The organism is Paraburkholderia acidisoli (genome assembly GCF_009789675.1).
In the GTDB taxonomy this organism is placed as follows: Bacteria; Pseudomonadota; Gammaproteobacteria; order Burkholderiales; family Burkholderiaceae; genus Paraburkholderia; species Paraburkholderia acidisoli.
In genome coordinates this window covers 1,392,956-1,409,056 of sequence record NZ_CP046915.1, presented here as the reverse complement: position 1 = coordinate 1,409,056, position 16,101 = coordinate 1,392,956, and the positions used below count along the sequence as shown (strand labels likewise).

Below are 16,101 nucleotides of genomic sequence, written 5' to 3'. Positions count from 1 at the left end.
TAAGCGTTAGCTAAGTCAGCGTCGGCCAGAATGTCCGCGACGGTGCCCGCCAATCCGGGCCGCGCCGCTGATCTGGAGTCGTCCGATTTGAATCCGCCGATGGCGCGCTGGTTCGCTCTGGCCGCGAAGTTATCCGCGAAGTTGTTCGCGAAGTTATCCGTGACGTTGTTCGTGACGTTGTCGATAGCCGGCTCGCTCGCGGCTTGTTCGTTCGTTCCCGCGTGGCAACGCCCGGCGGTGCCGCTGCCCGCGCAATGGCCCGCGCCCGACAGCAAGAGGCCCGCTGGCACGGCGCCCGCTGGCACGGCGCTTTCGGCGACGGTGCCGGTCGAAAGCCAATGGTGGCGTGCCTATGGCGACCCGGCGCTCGACACGCTCGTGGTCCGCGCGCTCGCCCACAACTTCACGCTGGCGCAGGCCGTGGCGACCGTGGACGCCGCGCGCGCGAACGCCCGCGTGGCCGGTGCGCCCTTGCTGCCCGCGCTCACGCTCAACGGCAGCGTCGATCGCGGCCACAGCCCGACCAGCAATTCGAGTGCGCACAAGCAGTCGCTGTTCGCGCAGGCGAGCTACGAGATCGACTTCTGGGGGCTGCATCGCGCGAATGCGGATTCGGCCGCCATGCGGGCCGAGGCCTCCGCGTTCGATCGCGATACGGCGGCGCTCACGCTCACGGCCTCCGTCGTCGACACGTATTTTCAGTTGCAGTCGCTGCGCCGCCGCGTGGCGCTCGCCCAATCCGTGGCGGACGACGCGCGGCAACTGCTCGCGTTGCTCGTCGCCCAGCAGGCGGCGGGCGTCGCGACGGAATTGCAGGTCCAGCAACAGCGCAATGCGCTGGCCACGTTCGAGGCGGCGGTGCCGGTCCTGCAAACGCAGCAGGATCAAAACGCGCACCTGCTCGCGACCTTGCTGGGCGAGCCGCCCGGAACGGCGGCCACGCCGGGCACGGCAACCACGCCGATCGAGTCGATCGCGGTGCCGCAGGCGCGGGCGAACCTGCCCGCCGCGCTGCTCGATATGCGTCCCGACATTCGCGCGCAGGAAGCGCGGCTCAAGGCGGCGAACTTCGATATTGGCGCGGCGCGCGCGGCCTTTTTGCCCAATCTCGCGCTGACCGCCGACGGCGGCTTCGGCAGTCCCTCGCTCGCGCATTTCCTGGCCAATCCGCTTGGCTATGTCGCGGCTTCGCTGAGCGCGCCGCTGTTCGAGGGCGGTGCATTGAGCGGCCAGCTGGCGATAAACGAGGCGCTCGTGCGCGAGGCCGCGGCGGGCTATCGGCAAACGGTGCTGACCGCCTTGCAGGACGTCGAGGACGCATTGAGCGCGTCCGCGCAGCAGGCTCTCGCCGAAGCCTCCGAGGCGCAGGCCGCCGAGGCCGCCGCCAAAGCAGCGGGGCTTGCGCAGGCGTCCTACGGCGCCGGTACGGTCGACTTTCTCACCGTGCTCGATGCGCAGCGCACGCGCTATCAGTCCGAGGACGCGCTCGTCCAGGCGCATCTCGCGCGGCTGCAAGCGTCGGTCGGTCTCTTTCGCGCGTTCGGCGGCGGCTGCGTCTCGAACGGCTGTCTCGCGCAGAACCCGCAGGACTCGCAGAACCCGCCTAATCCGCAGAACGTAAAAGGCGCCGAGAACGAGACGAGCGCCCAGAACACGAAGGACGCGCCGCTCGCGCCATCGTCCGAACTTGCCTCCGGGGCCTCGCCTCGTTTTACGGAACCGCTCGCACGATGAATCAGGTATCAGAAGCCGTGAACACGCGTCTCGCGGCGCGCCGCAAGCGGCATCGCGCCGCCGGGATCGCGGGCGGCGTGCTAGTGATCGGCGCGCTGCTGGTGTGGCGCTGCTGGCCGCATGCGGCCGCGCCTGCGCCCGCCGCCGCCGTGCCCGTGAACGCCGGGCAAGCCGTGCAGCGCGACTTCCCGGTGCGCGTGCAGGCCGTGGGCAGCGTGCAGCCCGTCAACGTCACCGACGTCAAGGTGCGGGTGGACGGACAACTGGCGCGCATCGCGTTCACCGAAGGCCAGGACGTGAAGGCGGGGCAGATGCTCGCACAGCTCGATCAGGGACCGCTCAAGGCGCAGCTCGACCAGGCCAGCGCCACGCTAGGCAAGGACGCCGCGACGTTGCGGAACGCGCAGCTCGACTTGCAGCGCTACGTGAAGCTCGCGCCCATCGGCGCGGCCACGCAGCAGGCGGTCGATGCGGCGCGCGCCAAAGTCGACGAAAGCCAGGCGGCCGTGGCGGCCGACCGCGCGCTGGTGCAGAGCGACCGTCTGCAACTGGGCTTCACCACGCTCGTCGCGCCGTTCGACGGCCGCACCGGCGCGCGCGAGGCCAGTCTCGGCGCGATCGTGCATCCCACCGACGCGACCGGCATCGTCACCGTCACGCAGATGGCGCCGATCGACGTGCAGTTCTCCGTGCCGCAAGACGTGCTGCCCGCGCTGCTGGCGGGGCAGCAGCGCGCGGCCGTGGCGGTGGACGTGACGCCGCAGGCGGGCGGCGCGGCCATTGCCCACGGCACGCTGCGCTTCATCGACAGTCGTGTGGACGCCGCCAACGGCCAGGTGCTGCTCAAGGCGCGCTTCGGCAACGCCGACCGCGCCTTGTGGCCGGGGCAGTTCGTCAACGCGAGCGTGCTGCTGCGCACCGAGGCGAATCAGGTGGCGGTGCCCGCGAACGCGATCATGCACACGCAGGACGGCGACCAGTTGTATGTTGTCGCGCCTGATGGGACGGTCGCGCTGCGGCCGGTCAAAAGCGGCGTGAGCGCGGGCGGCATGACCGCGATCGCGAGCGGCCTGAAGGCGGGCGAAACCGTCGTGTTCGACGGTCAGAGCCGCCTGAATCCGGGCGCGCGCGTGGCGCTCACGCGGCAAAGCGCGCAGGCCGCGGCCGTGGCGTCCGCTACCGTCAGCACGGACCTGCCGTGATGAACCTGATCGCACTGCTCATTCAGCGTCGCGTCGCGACCTCCTTTCTCGCCATCGCCATCGTGCTCGTGGGGCTCGTCGCGTACTTCAGGTTGCCGGTCGCGCCGCTGCCGCAAGTGGATTTTCCCACCATCCAGGTGCGCGCCGTCCTGCCGGGCGCGAGCGCGGAAACCATGGCGACCTCGGTGGCCACGCCGCTCGAACGCCAGCTCTCGAACATCTCGGGCGTCACGCAGATGACCTCGTCGAGTTCGCTCGGGCTCACCAGCATCGCGATCCAGTTCGACCTGTCGCGCGACATCAACGGCGCCGCGCAAGACGTGCAGACCGCGATCAACGCGGCGGGCGGCACGCTGCCGAAGAATCTGCCGAATCCGCCCACCTACGAGAAAACCAATCCCGCCGATTTCACGATCATGTCGATCGCGCTGACGTCGCCCACGGTGCCGCTCACGCAACTCGACAGCTATGCCGAAGACTTCCTCGCGCAGCAGATCTCGCAGATGCCGGGCGTCGGTCTCGTCGACTTTCATGGGCAGCAGCGTCCCGCCTTGCGCGTGCAGCTCGACCCCGACAAGCTCGCGGCGCGCGGCATCACGCTGGAGGACGTGCGCTCGATCGTGGGCGTGCAGACGGTCAACGCGCCCAAGGGCACGCTCAACGGCCCCGCGCGCACCGTGATCCTGAACGCGACCGATCAACTCACGGCGGCGCGGCAGTATGCGTCGCTCGTGGTCGCCTACAAGAACGGCGCGGCGGTGCGTATCGGCGATCTCGGCACCGTGGTGAGCGCGCCCGAGGACTTGTTCCAGACGGCGTGGCTGCAAAAGCAGCGCGGTATCGTGCTCGACATCCACAAGCAGCCCGGTTACAACGTCGTGCAAACCATCCGCAATATCGAGGCGCGTCTGCCCGCGCTCGAAGCCGGGTTGCCCGCTTCCGTGCACGTGAGTATCGTCGGCGACCGCACGCAGACGATCGACGCCGCGGTGCGCGACGTGCAGTTCACGCTCATGCTCACGGTGGCGCTCGTGGTCATGGTGATCTTCGCGTTCCTGCGCAACGTGCGGGCGACCGTGATCCCGAGCCTGACGATCCCGCTGTCGATCGTCGGCACCTTCGGCGTGATGGACGTGCTCGGCTACAGTCTCGACAATCTCTCGCTCATGGGGCTCACGATCGCGGTCGGTTTTGTCGTCGACGACGCGATCGTGGTGATCGAGAACGTCATGCGGCACGTGGAGCGCGGCGTGGCGCCCATGCGCGCGGCGCTCGCGGGCGTGATGGAAGTGCGCTTCACGATCGTCTCCATGACGATCTCGCTGATCGCCGTGTTCATTCCCATCCTGCTGATGGGCGGTATCGTCGGGCGGCTGTTTCGCGAATTCGCGGTGACGGTGAGCGTCGCCATCGTGGTATCCGCGATCGTTTCGCTGCTGATCACGCCCATGCTGTGCGGCTGGCTGATTCGTCCGCTCGATCATGCCGCCAACGCGAAGCCGTCGCGCCTGCGCCGCGTCGAACAGCGTCTGGAGCGCGTGTTCCTGTGGACGGAGCGGCACTACGAGCGCGCGCTCGACTGGGCGCTCGCGCGCCAGCGCGCGCTGCTCGCGGTCATGGCGTTGACGGTGGCCGCGACGGGCGCGCTGTTCTACGCCATCCCCAAGGGCTTTTTCCCGCAGGAGGATTCGGGGCTGATCATCGGCCTGATCCAGGCGGCGCCCGACATCTCGCCCGCGGCGATGGCCACGAAGATGCAACGTATCGGCGACATCGTCATGGCCGATCCGGCCGTCGACAACGTGTACTACTGGACCGGTCCCACGCCGACCATCAGCCAGGGCCACATGATGATCAACCTGAAGCCGTTCGGGCAGCGCAGCGCCAGCGCGGCCGCCGTGCTCGCGCGCCTGCGCACGCGTACCGCGCCGGCCGTTGCCGGGGCCGCGCTCTCGATGCAGGTGCGCCAGGACATCCAGGTGGGCGGGCGCATGAGCGCGGCGCAGTATCAGTACACGTTGCAGGACCCGAACGTGGCCGAGTTGTCGCAGTGGGCGCGCACGCTCACGCAGCGCTTGTCGAAGCTGCCGCAACTCGCCGATGTGTCCTCGGACTTGCAGGCCTCGGCGACGAGCGCGACGCTCGTGATCGACCGCGATACCGCCGCGCGTTTCGGCATCACCGCGCAGATGATCGACGACACGCTCTACGACGCGTTCGGCCAGCGCCAGATCGCCACGATGTTCACGCAACTGAACCAGTACCACGTTATCGAGGAAGTCGGCTCGCGCTTTCGCATGACGACCGATTCGCTCGCGCATCTCTACGTGCGCTCGCCGCTCACCCAGGCGCTCGTGCCGCTCAGCGTGCTCGCGCACGTGGAAGACGCGGTCGCGCCCATCGCGGTGAATCATCAAGGCCTGTTCCCGGCGGTGACGATCACGTTCAATCTCGCGCCGGGCCAGTCGCTCGGCAATGCGGTGACCGCGATTCATCGCGCCGAGGCGGCGGCGGGCATGCCATCCACGCTCACGGGCACATTCCAGGGCACGGCGCAGGCGTTCCAGGCGTCGCTCGCGAGCGAACCGTATCTGATCGCGGCGGCGCTCGTGGTGGTGTACCTCGTGCTCGGCGTGCTGTACGAAAGCCCGATTCATCCGCTCACGATCATCTCCACGCTGCCTTCGGCGGGCCTGGGCGCGCTGCTCGCGTTGATGCTGTGCGGCCAGGATCTGTCGATCATGGGCATGATCGGCATCATTCTGCTGATCGGCATCGTCAAGAAGAACGCGATCATGATGATCGATTTCGCGCTGGCGGCCGAACGCGAGCAGGGCATGCGCCCGCGCGACGCGATTCGCGAGGCGTGTGTGCTGCGCTTTCGCCCGATCATGATGACCACGCTCGCGGCGATGTTCGGCGCGCTGCCGCTCGCGCTCGGTTACGGCGCGGGCGCGGAGTTGCGCGTGCCGCTCGGCATCTCGATCGTGGGCGGGCTGGCGGTGTCGCAGTTGCTCACGCTGTTCACGACGCCGGTGGTGTATCTCGCGTTTCATCGGCTGACGCGTTCCCGACGCGCGCCCCCGCACGCCGCCGATCTCGCGGGTTGAGCCGCGCGATCCGGCCCGGGCGCCGCCCTAAACCGGCGGCGCTTCGAGACCGCGCTCGAAGCGCATGTGCAGGCGGCAGCCCGGCGCGTTGTCGAGAATCTCGAGCGTCGCGTCGTGCACGCGCGCGATCGCCGCAACGAGACTCAGGCCGAGGCCGTGACCCGGCGTGGAGTGTTCGAACGACCGGCCGCGGTAGAACATGCGCAGCACGGCGCCGCGCTCGGCTGGCGCGATGCCGGGCCCGCTGTCGGCCACCACGAGCAGCGGGCGGCCGCCGTCGAGCGTCGCGCTCACGGTGACCGCGCCGCCGGCCGGCGTGAACTTGAGCGCGTTGTCGAGCAGATTGTCGATCGCGCCGAACAGCAGATCCACGTCGCCGCTCACGTAAATGGGCGGCCCGCTGGCCAGACGGAGCGCGAGCGCGTTGTGCTCGGCCAGCGGCTCGTAGAGTTCGACCACGTCGCGCAGCACCGCGTCGAGCGACACCGCGCGAAAGCTCGCGCGGCGGCTGCCCGATTCGATCTCGGCGATGCGCAGCAGCGCGCTGAAGCGGTTGAGCACGATGTCGGCCTGACCCATTGCCACGTTGATCGCCTGTTCGAGCGGGCCCGTACCGCCGCCGCGCCGCCGCGCGCGTTCGAGCCCCGCGCGCAGCGAAGTCATGGGCGTGCGCAGGTCGTGCGCGACGCCCGCGCAAACGCCGCGTACCTCGTCGACGAGGCGCTCGATCTCGTCCAGCATGGTGTTGACGATGACGGCGAGACGGTCGAGATCGTCGCTCGTTCCGCGCAAGGGCAGGCGGCGGTTGAGCTTGCCCGCCATGATCTCGCGCGCCGTTTCGCCGAGCGCCGCGATGCGGCGGTTCGAGAGGCGATGCAACGCGGCGCCGCACGCGAACGCGAGCAGGCTGGCGAGCGCGACGCCCGCGCCGAGCGTCTTGAGCAGCGTGGCGTCGAAGCGGCGGATTTCGTCGATGGAATGACCCACGACGATGCGCAGACCCGAGCGGGTGGGGATCACGATCCCGCGATAATGCGCGACGCGCGGCGGGTTGCCGTCATGCAAGGTTTCCGTGTATTCGAACGGCGTGCGGTCGTGTTCGTGCGAGAGCACGGAAACGTTGCCCGCGAGCCGCGTGCCGTTCGCCTCGAACACGCCATACGGGCGCGTGGCCGCGATGTCGCGACGGCTCAGCGCGTCGATCGTGGCGATGGCCTTCTCGCGGTCGAGCGAGTGGAACTCGGCGAACTCGCCGCGCAGGCGCTCGTCCACTTCGTGCAGCAGATAGCCGCTCGTGAGCCAGTAGAGCAACGCGAACAGCACGCATGCGGAACCCGCGAACACAAGGAGCAGCCAGCCCACGCCGCCCAGACGCGGCCGCCAGTTACGGGCACGCATGGATCAGATACCCCGAGTTGCGAACCGTGACGATCAGCGGCGAGAGCCGCCCGCCCAGACTCAATTTGCGCCGCAGATTGCTCACGTGCATGTCGATGGCGTTGGTCGGCGAGTTGAAGTGGTAGTTCCAGACCGATTCGAGCAGCATCGTGCGGGTGACGATCTCGCCCGCGTGCCGCATCAGGAATTCGAGCAGGCTGTATTCGCGCGGTTTGAGATCGACGGTTTCGCCCGCGCGCTCGACCGCGCGCGTGCGCGTGTCGAGCGTGAGGTCGCCGATGCGCAGCACCGCCTCGCCGCGCGCGCCGTTCGCGGCGGCGCCGCTGCGCCGCAGTTGCGCATTGAGCCGCGCAATGAGTTCCAGCCCGTCGAACGGCTTGACGAGATAGTCGTCGCCGCCCGCGCGCAAGCCGCGAATGCGTTCGTCCACGGCGTCGAGCGCGCTCAGGATCAGCACGGGAGTACGTTTGCCGATATTGCGCAGCGTCGCGAGGATCGAGAGACCGTCGAGATCCGGCAGCATGCGATCCAGCACGACGGCGTCGAACTCGCCGTTGGTCGCGCGCAGCAGCCCCTCGAAGCCGGTGGGCACGCACTCCACCTCGAAGCCGTGGTCTTCGAGCGCGGCGCGCACTTCCAGGCTCGCGCCGGGGTCGTCCTCGACGACGAGAATGCGAAAACGGCTGGCGGGTTGGCAAGACATCGGCGTCATGGCTTTTGTGCGGCGGTTCGTTGCGTCGGCCTCAGTGCGCGGCGGGTGCGGCGGGCGCGACGTGCAGGGCTTGTGCGGCTTGTGCGGCCCGGGCGGGCGCATTCGCCGCCGGCCAGTCGAGATCGGGCAGCACGGCGGTGCCTTCGAGCCTGACCGCTTGCAGCGCGTCCGGCGGCAGGCCGAGCGCGGCGAGCAGCGTGGGCGCGACCTGGGTGGTCGAGACGGGCCAGCTCACGCTGCGCCCCGCGCCGGCCAGCTTTGGCGAAGCGACGAGCAGCGCCACGTGGGTGTCGTCGTCGTGAAAGCCGCCGTGCTCGGCGAGCTTGCCGTCGTTCGGCCGCGCGTAGATCACGCCGTCGCGCGAGACGATCACGAGGTCGGGCGTGCGGCTGTCGCGCTCGGGAGACGGAAAGCGCAACGCGAGGGGTTCGCCGCTCAATACGTCGGCAATGCCGAGCGTGTCGGACCGGGCGCGCAACGCGGCCGCCACGCGTTCCGTCGCGCGGGCGTCGCGCAGCCACACGAGCGCGCCGTGGTCGGTCGTGAGTTGCGCGAGCTGTCCGGGCGCCGCCTGGTCGATCGCGCGGACGAGCCGCGCCTCGTCGATCTTGCGCAGCCGCGCGGGATCGATTGGCCCGTTGCCGTGCTTGGCCGTGACGATCACGAGCGTGTCGTCGCGCAGGTGCTGGCGATCCAGTTCGGCCACGAAGCTGCCCAGCAGCGCGTCGATATGGCCGATGGCGTCGTCGAGACCCGGCGTCAGCGCGCCTTCGGCGTCGCGGTAGCCGTAGAGCTTTTGCGCGACGTTGACCGACTGCAGGTTCAGGCCGAACAGGTTCGGCACCGCGGCGGCGGCGTCGCCCGCGTGCGTGCGGCCGTCGATCTCGTTGATGACGGCGCGCGCTTTCGTGTCGTCGTAGGCTTCGGTGCGCGCGAGCGAGCCCGTGATTTCGTGCGTCTGCGCGCTCGCCCGCTCCGGTCCTCCGGTGGGGCCTCGCGGCGTGCTCAAGCCCTTGTTGAGCCCTTCGTAATTGCCGCCGATCTCGGGCAGGAACAGGTCGTCCACGCCGTGCCCCGAAGGCCCTTCGATCAGCTCGTAGGTGGGATGCTTGTCGGTCCACGCGGTGTAGCCGCCCGCGTCGCGCACCGCCTCGAACGCCGTGTTCACGCGCAAGTAGTCATGCGGATACACCGGCGCGCAGCCGTGCCGGGGGTCGCGCGGCAGCTTCGCGGCGTCGAGCACGGTGTGGCCGTGGCCGTCGTCCTTGTCGAGCGATTCGTCGAAGCGCACGCGCGCGCCGGTGCGGCGGCAGGCGCTGCCGGGCGGCGCCAGTGCGCGGTCGTACGAGTCGTCGTAATACACGCCGGTCGCGGCGGGCGTGCCGCCCGTCACGAGCGCGAGCAGGCCCGGGAACGAGTCGGCGGGCGAGACGGTGTGCGCGTTCGTGTAGTCGATGCCTTGCGCGGCCAGTTGCGCCAGCGCGCTGGCGGGATGCGCCGCGACGTAGCGCGCGAGATCGTTGGCGTGCAGGCCATCGACGCTCACCAGCAGCACGTGCTGCACGGGGGCGTGGGACGGCAGCGCGGCGGCGGCCGATGCGCACGCTGCTGCGCTCAGCGCGAAGGCGGCGCACAGCGCAGTAAGCCGCGCGGGGAAAGAACGGCTCATTCCTGCGCGTCGAGATTGAAGTTGACCCATAGTTGTTCGGTAAGCGTTTTGCCCGCGAAAGCGGGGTCGGGTTTGGGGTAGCGCGCGTCGCGCACCGCGGCGAGCGCGGCCCGGTCGAGCAGCGCCACGCCGCTGGACACGAGCACGGTGGCGTCGGACGCGACGCCGTCGCGATACGAGAACGCCACGCGCGTGCGGCCCGAGATGCCCGCCATGCGGGCGGATTCCGGGTAGCGCAGCGCGGCCTCGATGGCGGCGCGCAGTTCGCCCGCGAAATTCGGGCTCGGCGCCGAAGGCGCGGCGGGCGCGGCGCGCTCGGGTGGCGGCGCATGCACGGGCGGCGTGGCCGCGCTCGGCGCGGGAGCCGAAGGCGCGGCCGGTGCCGCTGGTGTGGCCGGTGGCGCTGGTGGAGCGGGCGGTGCTTTCGGTGGCGCGAGGTGCGGCGCCACGTGTCTCGTTACTTCCGGCACGGGGCGCGTCTCGCGTTGCGGCGGCACGGGCCGTGGCGCGCGCGGCTGCGGTTGCGGTTTAACCGGCGAAGCGGGCAACGCTGGCGCTCGCGGCGCCGGCGCGGCCGTGGCCAGCGCCAGTAGCGTGGGCGGCCGGACCGGCGGCGGCACCGCGTCGCGCTGCGCGAAGCGCGTCAGCACGACGGCGAACAGCGCGGCCTCGATGACCAGTGCGAGCGCGGCCGCCATGTAAAGACGCGGCCCCTCGCGCGGCGTGGCGGTAGTCAGGCTGGCCATCTCAGTTCGCCGCGGGTTGCGCCGCGAGCGCGATTTGCGAGACCCCGGCGGCGCGGCACGCATCCATCGTCGAGACGAGATATTGCAGGCGCGCGCCGCTCGCTCCGGCGATCGTCACCGCCGCATGCGCGGCGTCGGGCAGCGCGGCCAGACGCGCCGTGAGCTGGGTGGGCGTGAGCTTGCCGCCTTCGACCGAGAGCGAACCGTCGTCGGCGAGCGTCACGGTGAGCCGCGCGGGCGGCAAGGGCTGCGTGCTCGAACTCGACGGCAAGCGTGTGGCGAGACCGGCGTTCGGGATCATGTGCAGCGTGATCATGATGAAGAACACCAGCAGGAAGAACATGATGTCGATCATCGGGATGATCTCGATGCGCGCCTTGCGGGCCTCGAAGTACTTCATCGTCACGCTCCTTGCGAGGCGAGTGCGGCAACGCTGGCGGCGCCGCTATGCGCCGTGGCGGCCGGTTCGTGCGCGGCGCCGCTCAGCCGGTTCACGAGCGCCGCCTTGAGCGTTTCCAGCTGATGCGCCGCGAGCCGCACGCGGTTGTGCAGACCGTTGAAGAACAGCAGCCCGATCATCGCCACGAACAACCCCGAGGCGGTCGCGACCAGCGCCTCGGCCACGCCGCCCGTGACCTGGGTGGGCGCGTTGCCCGGATCGGAGAGCACCTGGAACGCGTGGAACATGCCGACGATCGTGCCGAACAGCCCGAGCAGCGGCGCGAGCGTGACGATGGTGTCGAGCACCCACAGGAAGCGGTCGATGCCCGGCGCCTCGCGCAGGATCATTTCGTCGAGCTGCGCCGCGATCTGCTCGCGGTTGCGCTGGCCGCTCAGGCGCGCGGCCAGCGCGAGCACGCGTCCGGTGGGCAGGTTGGCGTGGCGCGCCGCGAGATTCGACAGCGCGCCCGCATCGACACGATCGAGCCGGTCGAGCTGCGCGAGCGCCGTGCGGCCGCTCGCGCCGAGCCGCTGCAGGAACCAGCTGCGTTCGAGAATCACGGTCAGCGCCACGAACAGCATGGCCGCGATGACGTACAGCACGCCGCCCGAGTCGCGCGCGTAATGCATCAGGGTATCGGCAGTCATGTGAGGAAACTCCAGTAGCGGTTAGAAGTCGGTCGACACGGTCGCGAATACGGCGCGGCCGGGAATCGTCCAGTAGAGCGGGGTGTTGTCCTGCGCGGTGTAGCCGGCGAGACCGTCGATGCTCGTGCGGTTGAACAGGTTGTCCACTTCGAGCCCGACGCGCGTGTTGCGCATCCAGGTCGTGGGCGACTTGATGGTGTAGGCCGCGGCGAGGTTGGTGACCATGAAGCCGCCGATCGGCTGCTGGTCGCCGGTGTCGCCGAACTGGTGCCCCACGAACTTCGAGATCAGCGAACCGTGCAGCGGCCCGCGCTCGTAGATCACGCCGAGCGCCGCCGTTTGACGCGGCGCGTTGGGCATCCAGTCGCCGGTATCTTTCTGCTTCGCCGAGTTGAACGTGAGGTTGCCGTACAGGCTGAACCCATAGCCCGCGTAGAAGGTCGCTTCGGTTTCGAAGCCCTTGTAGACGGCGCCGCCCGCGTTCGAGAACACCGTGTTGCCGCCCACGGTCGTGCTCGTCACCGCGTTGCGGAAGTTGATGTAGTAGAGGTCGGCCGAAATGGTCAGGCGGTCGGTCTTGTAGGTGGTGCCGAGCTGGTAGTTATCCGTCTGCTCCGGCGAAGGCTGGCCCGATACCGAGGCGTTCGGCACGTAGAACACGTTCAGGTTCGGGGCGAGAAAGCCCTGCGCGTATTGCGCATAGGCGCTCCAGTCGTGATTGATCTGTTCGTGCAGCGTGAGCGAAGGCAGCACCTTCGTCCACGTATGGCTGAAGTCGGCGGCCGTGCCCGACTTCTGGTTCAGCGGCGAATTCAGGTTGCGCTCGAACGAGACGTACTTCACGCCCGGTGTGAGCGTGAGGCCGTACGGCAGCTTCCACGCGTATTGCACGTACGTGCTCGAACGTGAGGAATGTGTCGTGCATCGTGAAGTTCAGCTGCTTGAGCGCGAAGTTCAGCGAGTCGTCCACGTTCATGTTGTCGCGGAAGTTCGATTGATGCGTGAGCCAGCCGCCCAGCTTCAGGGTGCCGGGCCCGAGCGTCTTTTCCGCGCTGAAGACGTCGCCGAACGCGCGGTAGTTGTTGGCCATCTGCGTGCCGGGCACGTTGGTCGCGCCGAAGCTGGTGCCGTTGGGCGTCTCGCCGTTCGGGTCCATGCCGTTGAAGCCGTCGTGGTAATAGCCGTAGGTGTAGAGCTTGTTATCGAGCTTCCAGCCGCCTAGCTCCGTCTGCAGACCGATATATTCGAAGTCCGTATTGATGCGGTCGAAGTTGTAGCCGGCAAACGACTGGCTCGTGGGGTCGTTATTCAGCGCGAAGTCGGGACCATACTTGCGGATCTGATCGGCCGTGGCGCCGAGCGAAGTGTTCTGGAAAATCTTGTTGTAGTCGGCGTAGAACGTGAGCAGCGTGTCGTTGCCGAGCGGCTTTTCCAGTTTGAAAAACACATTGTCGCGGCGCTGGCCCACGTCGTTCAGATAGCCGTCGCTGCTCGAATGCGTGTAGCCGACCACGGCGCGCGCGTCGCCCCATTTTTCGAGGTCGCCCGTATTGAGCGTGGCGCCCGTGACCCAGGTATTCCAGCTGCCATAGGAACCCAGCACGGAGAAGGCCGGCGTGAGCGACGGCTCGATCGACGTGATGCCCACCGTGCCGCCGAACGTCGCGAAGCCAATTTGCGAGGCGTCGCCGGGACCGCGGTCGACCGCGATGCCGCCAATATTCTGCGCCGTGAAAAACGAGGTCGAATGGTGCGTGAAATCGTTCGAGTCGCCGAAGGGAATACCGTCGAACGTCACGTTGTACTGGCCGTCCTGAAAGCCGCGAATCGAGAGGCTCTGCGTTTCCATCAAGCCGGGGCCGTTCGGATTGATACTGGAGACGCTCGGCGCGATCTGGAGAATGTCGCTGTAGTTGGCGGTGGGCGCCGTACTGTTCTGGATGTAGTTCTTGTTGATGATCGACTTGGGCTCCGCGGCCGTGAGCGAGCCTTGCGTGGGCGCCTGGGCGGGCGCGGTTTGCGCGCGGCTGGCCTGGGCCGAGCCGTTGGCGGCGGTGGCCGTGGCCGAACTCTGAACCGATCCCAGGTCGCCGCTGACCTGCGCGAAAACGGCCGGTGCGCTCGTGCTGCAAAGCGATGCAAAAATGAGCTGGGCCAGCGGCTTTCTGCGCAGCCGCATCTTGAGGTGTGCCATCCGTAGGTGTCCTTGCTTTGTCGAGTGACAGTCTTGCGTGGAAATTGCCGCAATCGTAGGGACACGGAATTAATCGATCGTGATGGCTATCTTACGAAGTTAAGCCGAACCGGACCGGTCTGATTCAGGCGCGAAAACTCACTGGAAATGCCGTGGTCTTCCACGCGTTTAAAAGCAAAGGGAGGATGTTCCAGCGCGACTATTTCAGCTTGATGTAGCAACGCTTACATCTCGATCTAACGTGTGAAATTTTCAGGATCATGGCAGTGAATTGTTTTTTGATTCGCGTCTTGAACAAGAATGACTTGCAATCAATGATCGGCGTAAATAACTTGCTGGAAAAACTTACTCGAAATTATCTATGTAAGATTTCGTTCACCGTGCGGTCTTGCCGTGTCTCTATCTTCCGTTGCGCAGCACTCCGGGTCGATTCAGGTCTTTCCACTCATACCAACGGTTCAAAACAATGCACGCGAAGCTCCGCTTACTTCCCATTACGGCAGTCGTCTCTGCGCTCGCAGCTTGCGGCGGTCATTCGAACGGCAGCGCGTCGACCACGACCTCCACGCCGGGCAATTCCACGACCACGGGCACGCCCTCGAGCACGCCGGCGAGCGCGTTTGCGCCGGGCAATCTGCTGGTTTCCCGTACGGCCTACGACCCCGCGTTCAGCGCGACGGGCGTGCTGCCCTATAACGCCACGCCGACCACCACCAACAGCGCGCCCGTGAGCGCCGTGTCGCCGGGCACGTTCCCGAACGTATTCACGAACGACGCCAACGACGCCAACTTCGGCGTGACCTCGGAAGCCTATATCGACCAGTGGGCGCCGGGCGCGAGCGCCGCCGCGCAAACGATGGATATCACGGCCCTGGCCGCCAAACTCGGCAATGCGTTTTCCACGAGTTTCGCCTCGAAATCGGAACTGGCGCTCAACATTTCGCTCGACAGCAAGTCGGTGACGTTCGTGGGCTACAACACCGGCGTCGATCAACTCGATATTTCGAATTCGAATACGCCCGGTATTGTCGACACGACCAATACCGACGTGGCAACGGCAACGTATCGCACCGTCGGCCAGATGAATTTCGCCGACAGCAGCCTCGCGTTCACCAACACGAATGCGTATGCGGGCAACAACGGCCGCGCCGCCGTGCTCGCCAACGGCATGTACTACATCGTCGGCAATGCGGGTAACTCGGGCAAGAACCCCAAACCCACCACCGCCTTGCTCGACATGCTCACGACCTCCTCGGGCGTGCAGAGCATCGCGCCGGGCAGCAAGTGTGCCTATACCCAGGTGATCGGCGCGTTCCAGTCGGGCACGGGTACCGGCACCTACACGGTTGCCCCGGCGGGCACGGCATGCTCGCTCGCGTCGATCGGCACGATCGCCAACGGCAGCAGCACCGGCGACCAGTTCGGCTTCTCGCTCGCGAGCCTCGGTACGGCCGCCGACAAGACCGGCAAGGACGACAACTTCCGCGGTCTCTACGTAGGCCCGGACGGCACGATGTACACGTCGAAGGGCAGCGGCGGCAACGGCGTGAACACGGTCTACCAGGTTGGCGCGGCGGGCGCGCTCGCCAACGGCGGCACGCTGCCGCAGAACGCGGCCATCACCATCGTGCCGGGCTTTCCCACCGCGCTGGCCACGAACCTGACCAACCTCACTTCGCCGAGCCAGGTGACCGGCACGGTCTATCCGTTCGGCATGTGGATTCCCGCGTCCAACCCGTCGCTCATGTTCGTTGCCGACGAAGGCGACGGCGTCGCGGGCGACCAGATCTCCGGCAGCGGCGGCCTGTGGGTCTACCAGAAGACGAGCGGCACGTGGGCGCCCATCGGCCATCTCACGGCTGGGCTGAACCTCGGCACGGCCTACACGATCACCGACGCCGCCGGTACCTACGGGTCGAAGGGCGCGAGCTACACCACGACGCCGGACGGCCTGCGCCAGATCACCGGTCAGACCAACAGCGACGGCAGCTTCACGGTGTACGCCACAACCTCCACGATCGGTGCGAGCCTCGGTAGCGCATTCGATGCGGGCGCCGACTCGAACCAACTGGTGAAGATCACCGTTAGCGTGGCGGGCTCGACCGTCAGTTCCGCAACCGGCTTCAGCGTGATGCAGACGGCACCCTACGGGCAGGCGCTGCGCGGCGTCGCGATCGTGCCGAAGTTCTGAGCGCGCCAGCCGTAAAGCCGCACAGTCAAGCGACCGCCGTGATGCACGGCGGTCGT

General features: G+C 67.7%; 11 protein-coding genes and 1 pseudogene. 4 read left to right on the top strand and 8 right to left on the bottom strand.

The features are described 5' to 3' along the window. Positions 1-30 precede the first annotated feature (30 nt). From FAZ98_RS28430 to FAZ98_RS28420, 3 genes are read left to right on the top strand one after another with little or no spacing between them, the layout of a single operon-like run. Positions 31-1,734 carry an efflux transporter outer membrane subunit gene (locus FAZ98_RS28430; protein ID WP_233272873.1) on the top strand — a complete coding sequence of 568 codons (1,704 nt, stop codon included), beginning with the start codon at positions 31-33 and terminating at the stop codon, positions 1,732-1,734. Then, positions 1,731-2,936 (top strand): efflux RND transporter periplasmic adaptor subunit, encoded by a 1,206-nt coding sequence (locus tag FAZ98_RS28425; protein WP_158956335.1) that lies wholly within the window; start codon positions 1,731-1,733, stop codon positions 2,934-2,936. Before FAZ98_RS28430 ends, FAZ98_RS28425 begins: the two co-directional genes overlap by 4 nt. Next, positions 2,936-6,046 (top strand): efflux RND transporter permease subunit, encoded by a 3,111-nt coding sequence (locus tag FAZ98_RS28420; protein ID WP_158956333.1) that lies wholly within the window; start codon positions 2,936-2,938, stop codon positions 6,044-6,046. The genes FAZ98_RS28425 and FAZ98_RS28420 overlap by 1 nt, the downstream gene beginning before the upstream one ends. Positions 6,047-6,073: 27 nt before the next feature. Here the strand turns inward: FAZ98_RS28420 and FAZ98_RS28415 are convergent, their stop codons facing one another. From FAZ98_RS28415 to FAZ98_RS35765, 8 genes and pseudogenes are all read right to left on the bottom strand, one after another. Continuing rightward, positions 6,074-7,444, bottom strand: a complete 1,371-nt coding sequence (locus tag FAZ98_RS28415; protein WP_158956331.1) for a sensor histidine kinase — start codon at positions 7,442-7,444, stop codon at positions 6,074-6,076. Further along, on the bottom strand, positions 7,431-8,147 hold the full coding sequence (locus FAZ98_RS28410; RefSeq protein WP_158956329.1) for a response regulator transcription factor: 717 nt from the start codon (positions 8,145-8,147) through the stop codon (positions 7,431-7,433). Before FAZ98_RS28410 ends, FAZ98_RS28415 begins: the two co-directional genes overlap by 14 nt. Before the next feature lie 40 nt (positions 8,148-8,187). After that, positions 8,188-9,825, bottom strand: a complete 1,638-nt coding sequence (locus FAZ98_RS28405; protein WP_158956327.1) for an alkaline phosphatase family protein — start codon at positions 9,823-9,825, stop codon at positions 8,188-8,190. Next, entirely contained in the window at positions 9,822-10,571 is a 750-nt protein-coding gene (locus FAZ98_RS28400) for a TonB family protein (protein ID WP_158956325.1), read from the bottom strand. Before FAZ98_RS28400 ends, FAZ98_RS28405 begins: the two co-directional genes overlap by 4 nt. Before the next feature lies 1 nt (position 10,572). Then, positions 10,573-10,971: an ExbD/TolR family protein gene (locus tag FAZ98_RS28395; protein ID WP_158956323.1), complete on the bottom strand. Its 399-nt coding sequence runs from the start codon at positions 10,969-10,971 to the stop codon at positions 10,573-10,575. A gap of 2 nt (positions 10,972-10,973) precedes the next feature. Beyond that, positions 10,974-11,660, bottom strand: coding sequence for a MotA/TolQ/ExbB proton channel family protein (locus tag FAZ98_RS28390; RefSeq protein WP_158956321.1), 687 nt, complete (start codon positions 11,658-11,660; stop codon positions 10,974-10,976). Positions 11,661-11,681: 21 nt separating this feature from the next. Beyond that, positions 11,682-12,551, bottom strand: a complete 870-nt coding sequence (locus FAZ98_RS35770) for a TonB-dependent receptor domain-containing protein (protein WP_158956319.1) — start codon at positions 12,549-12,551, stop codon at positions 11,682-11,684. A 772-nt stretch (positions 12,552-13,323) separates the two neighbouring features. Then, positions 13,324-13,839, bottom strand: a pseudogene (locus FAZ98_RS35765) (TonB-dependent receptor plug domain-containing protein); the annotation flags it as partial. Between the two features lie 481 nt (positions 13,840-14,320). On the opposite strand from FAZ98_RS35765, the gene FAZ98_RS28375 reads away from it, so the two are divergent. Next, on the top strand, positions 14,321-16,045 hold the full coding sequence (locus tag FAZ98_RS28375) for a hypothetical protein (protein WP_158956315.1): 1,725 nt from the start codon (positions 14,321-14,323) through the stop codon (positions 16,043-16,045). Positions 16,046-16,101 lie beyond the last annotated feature (56 nt).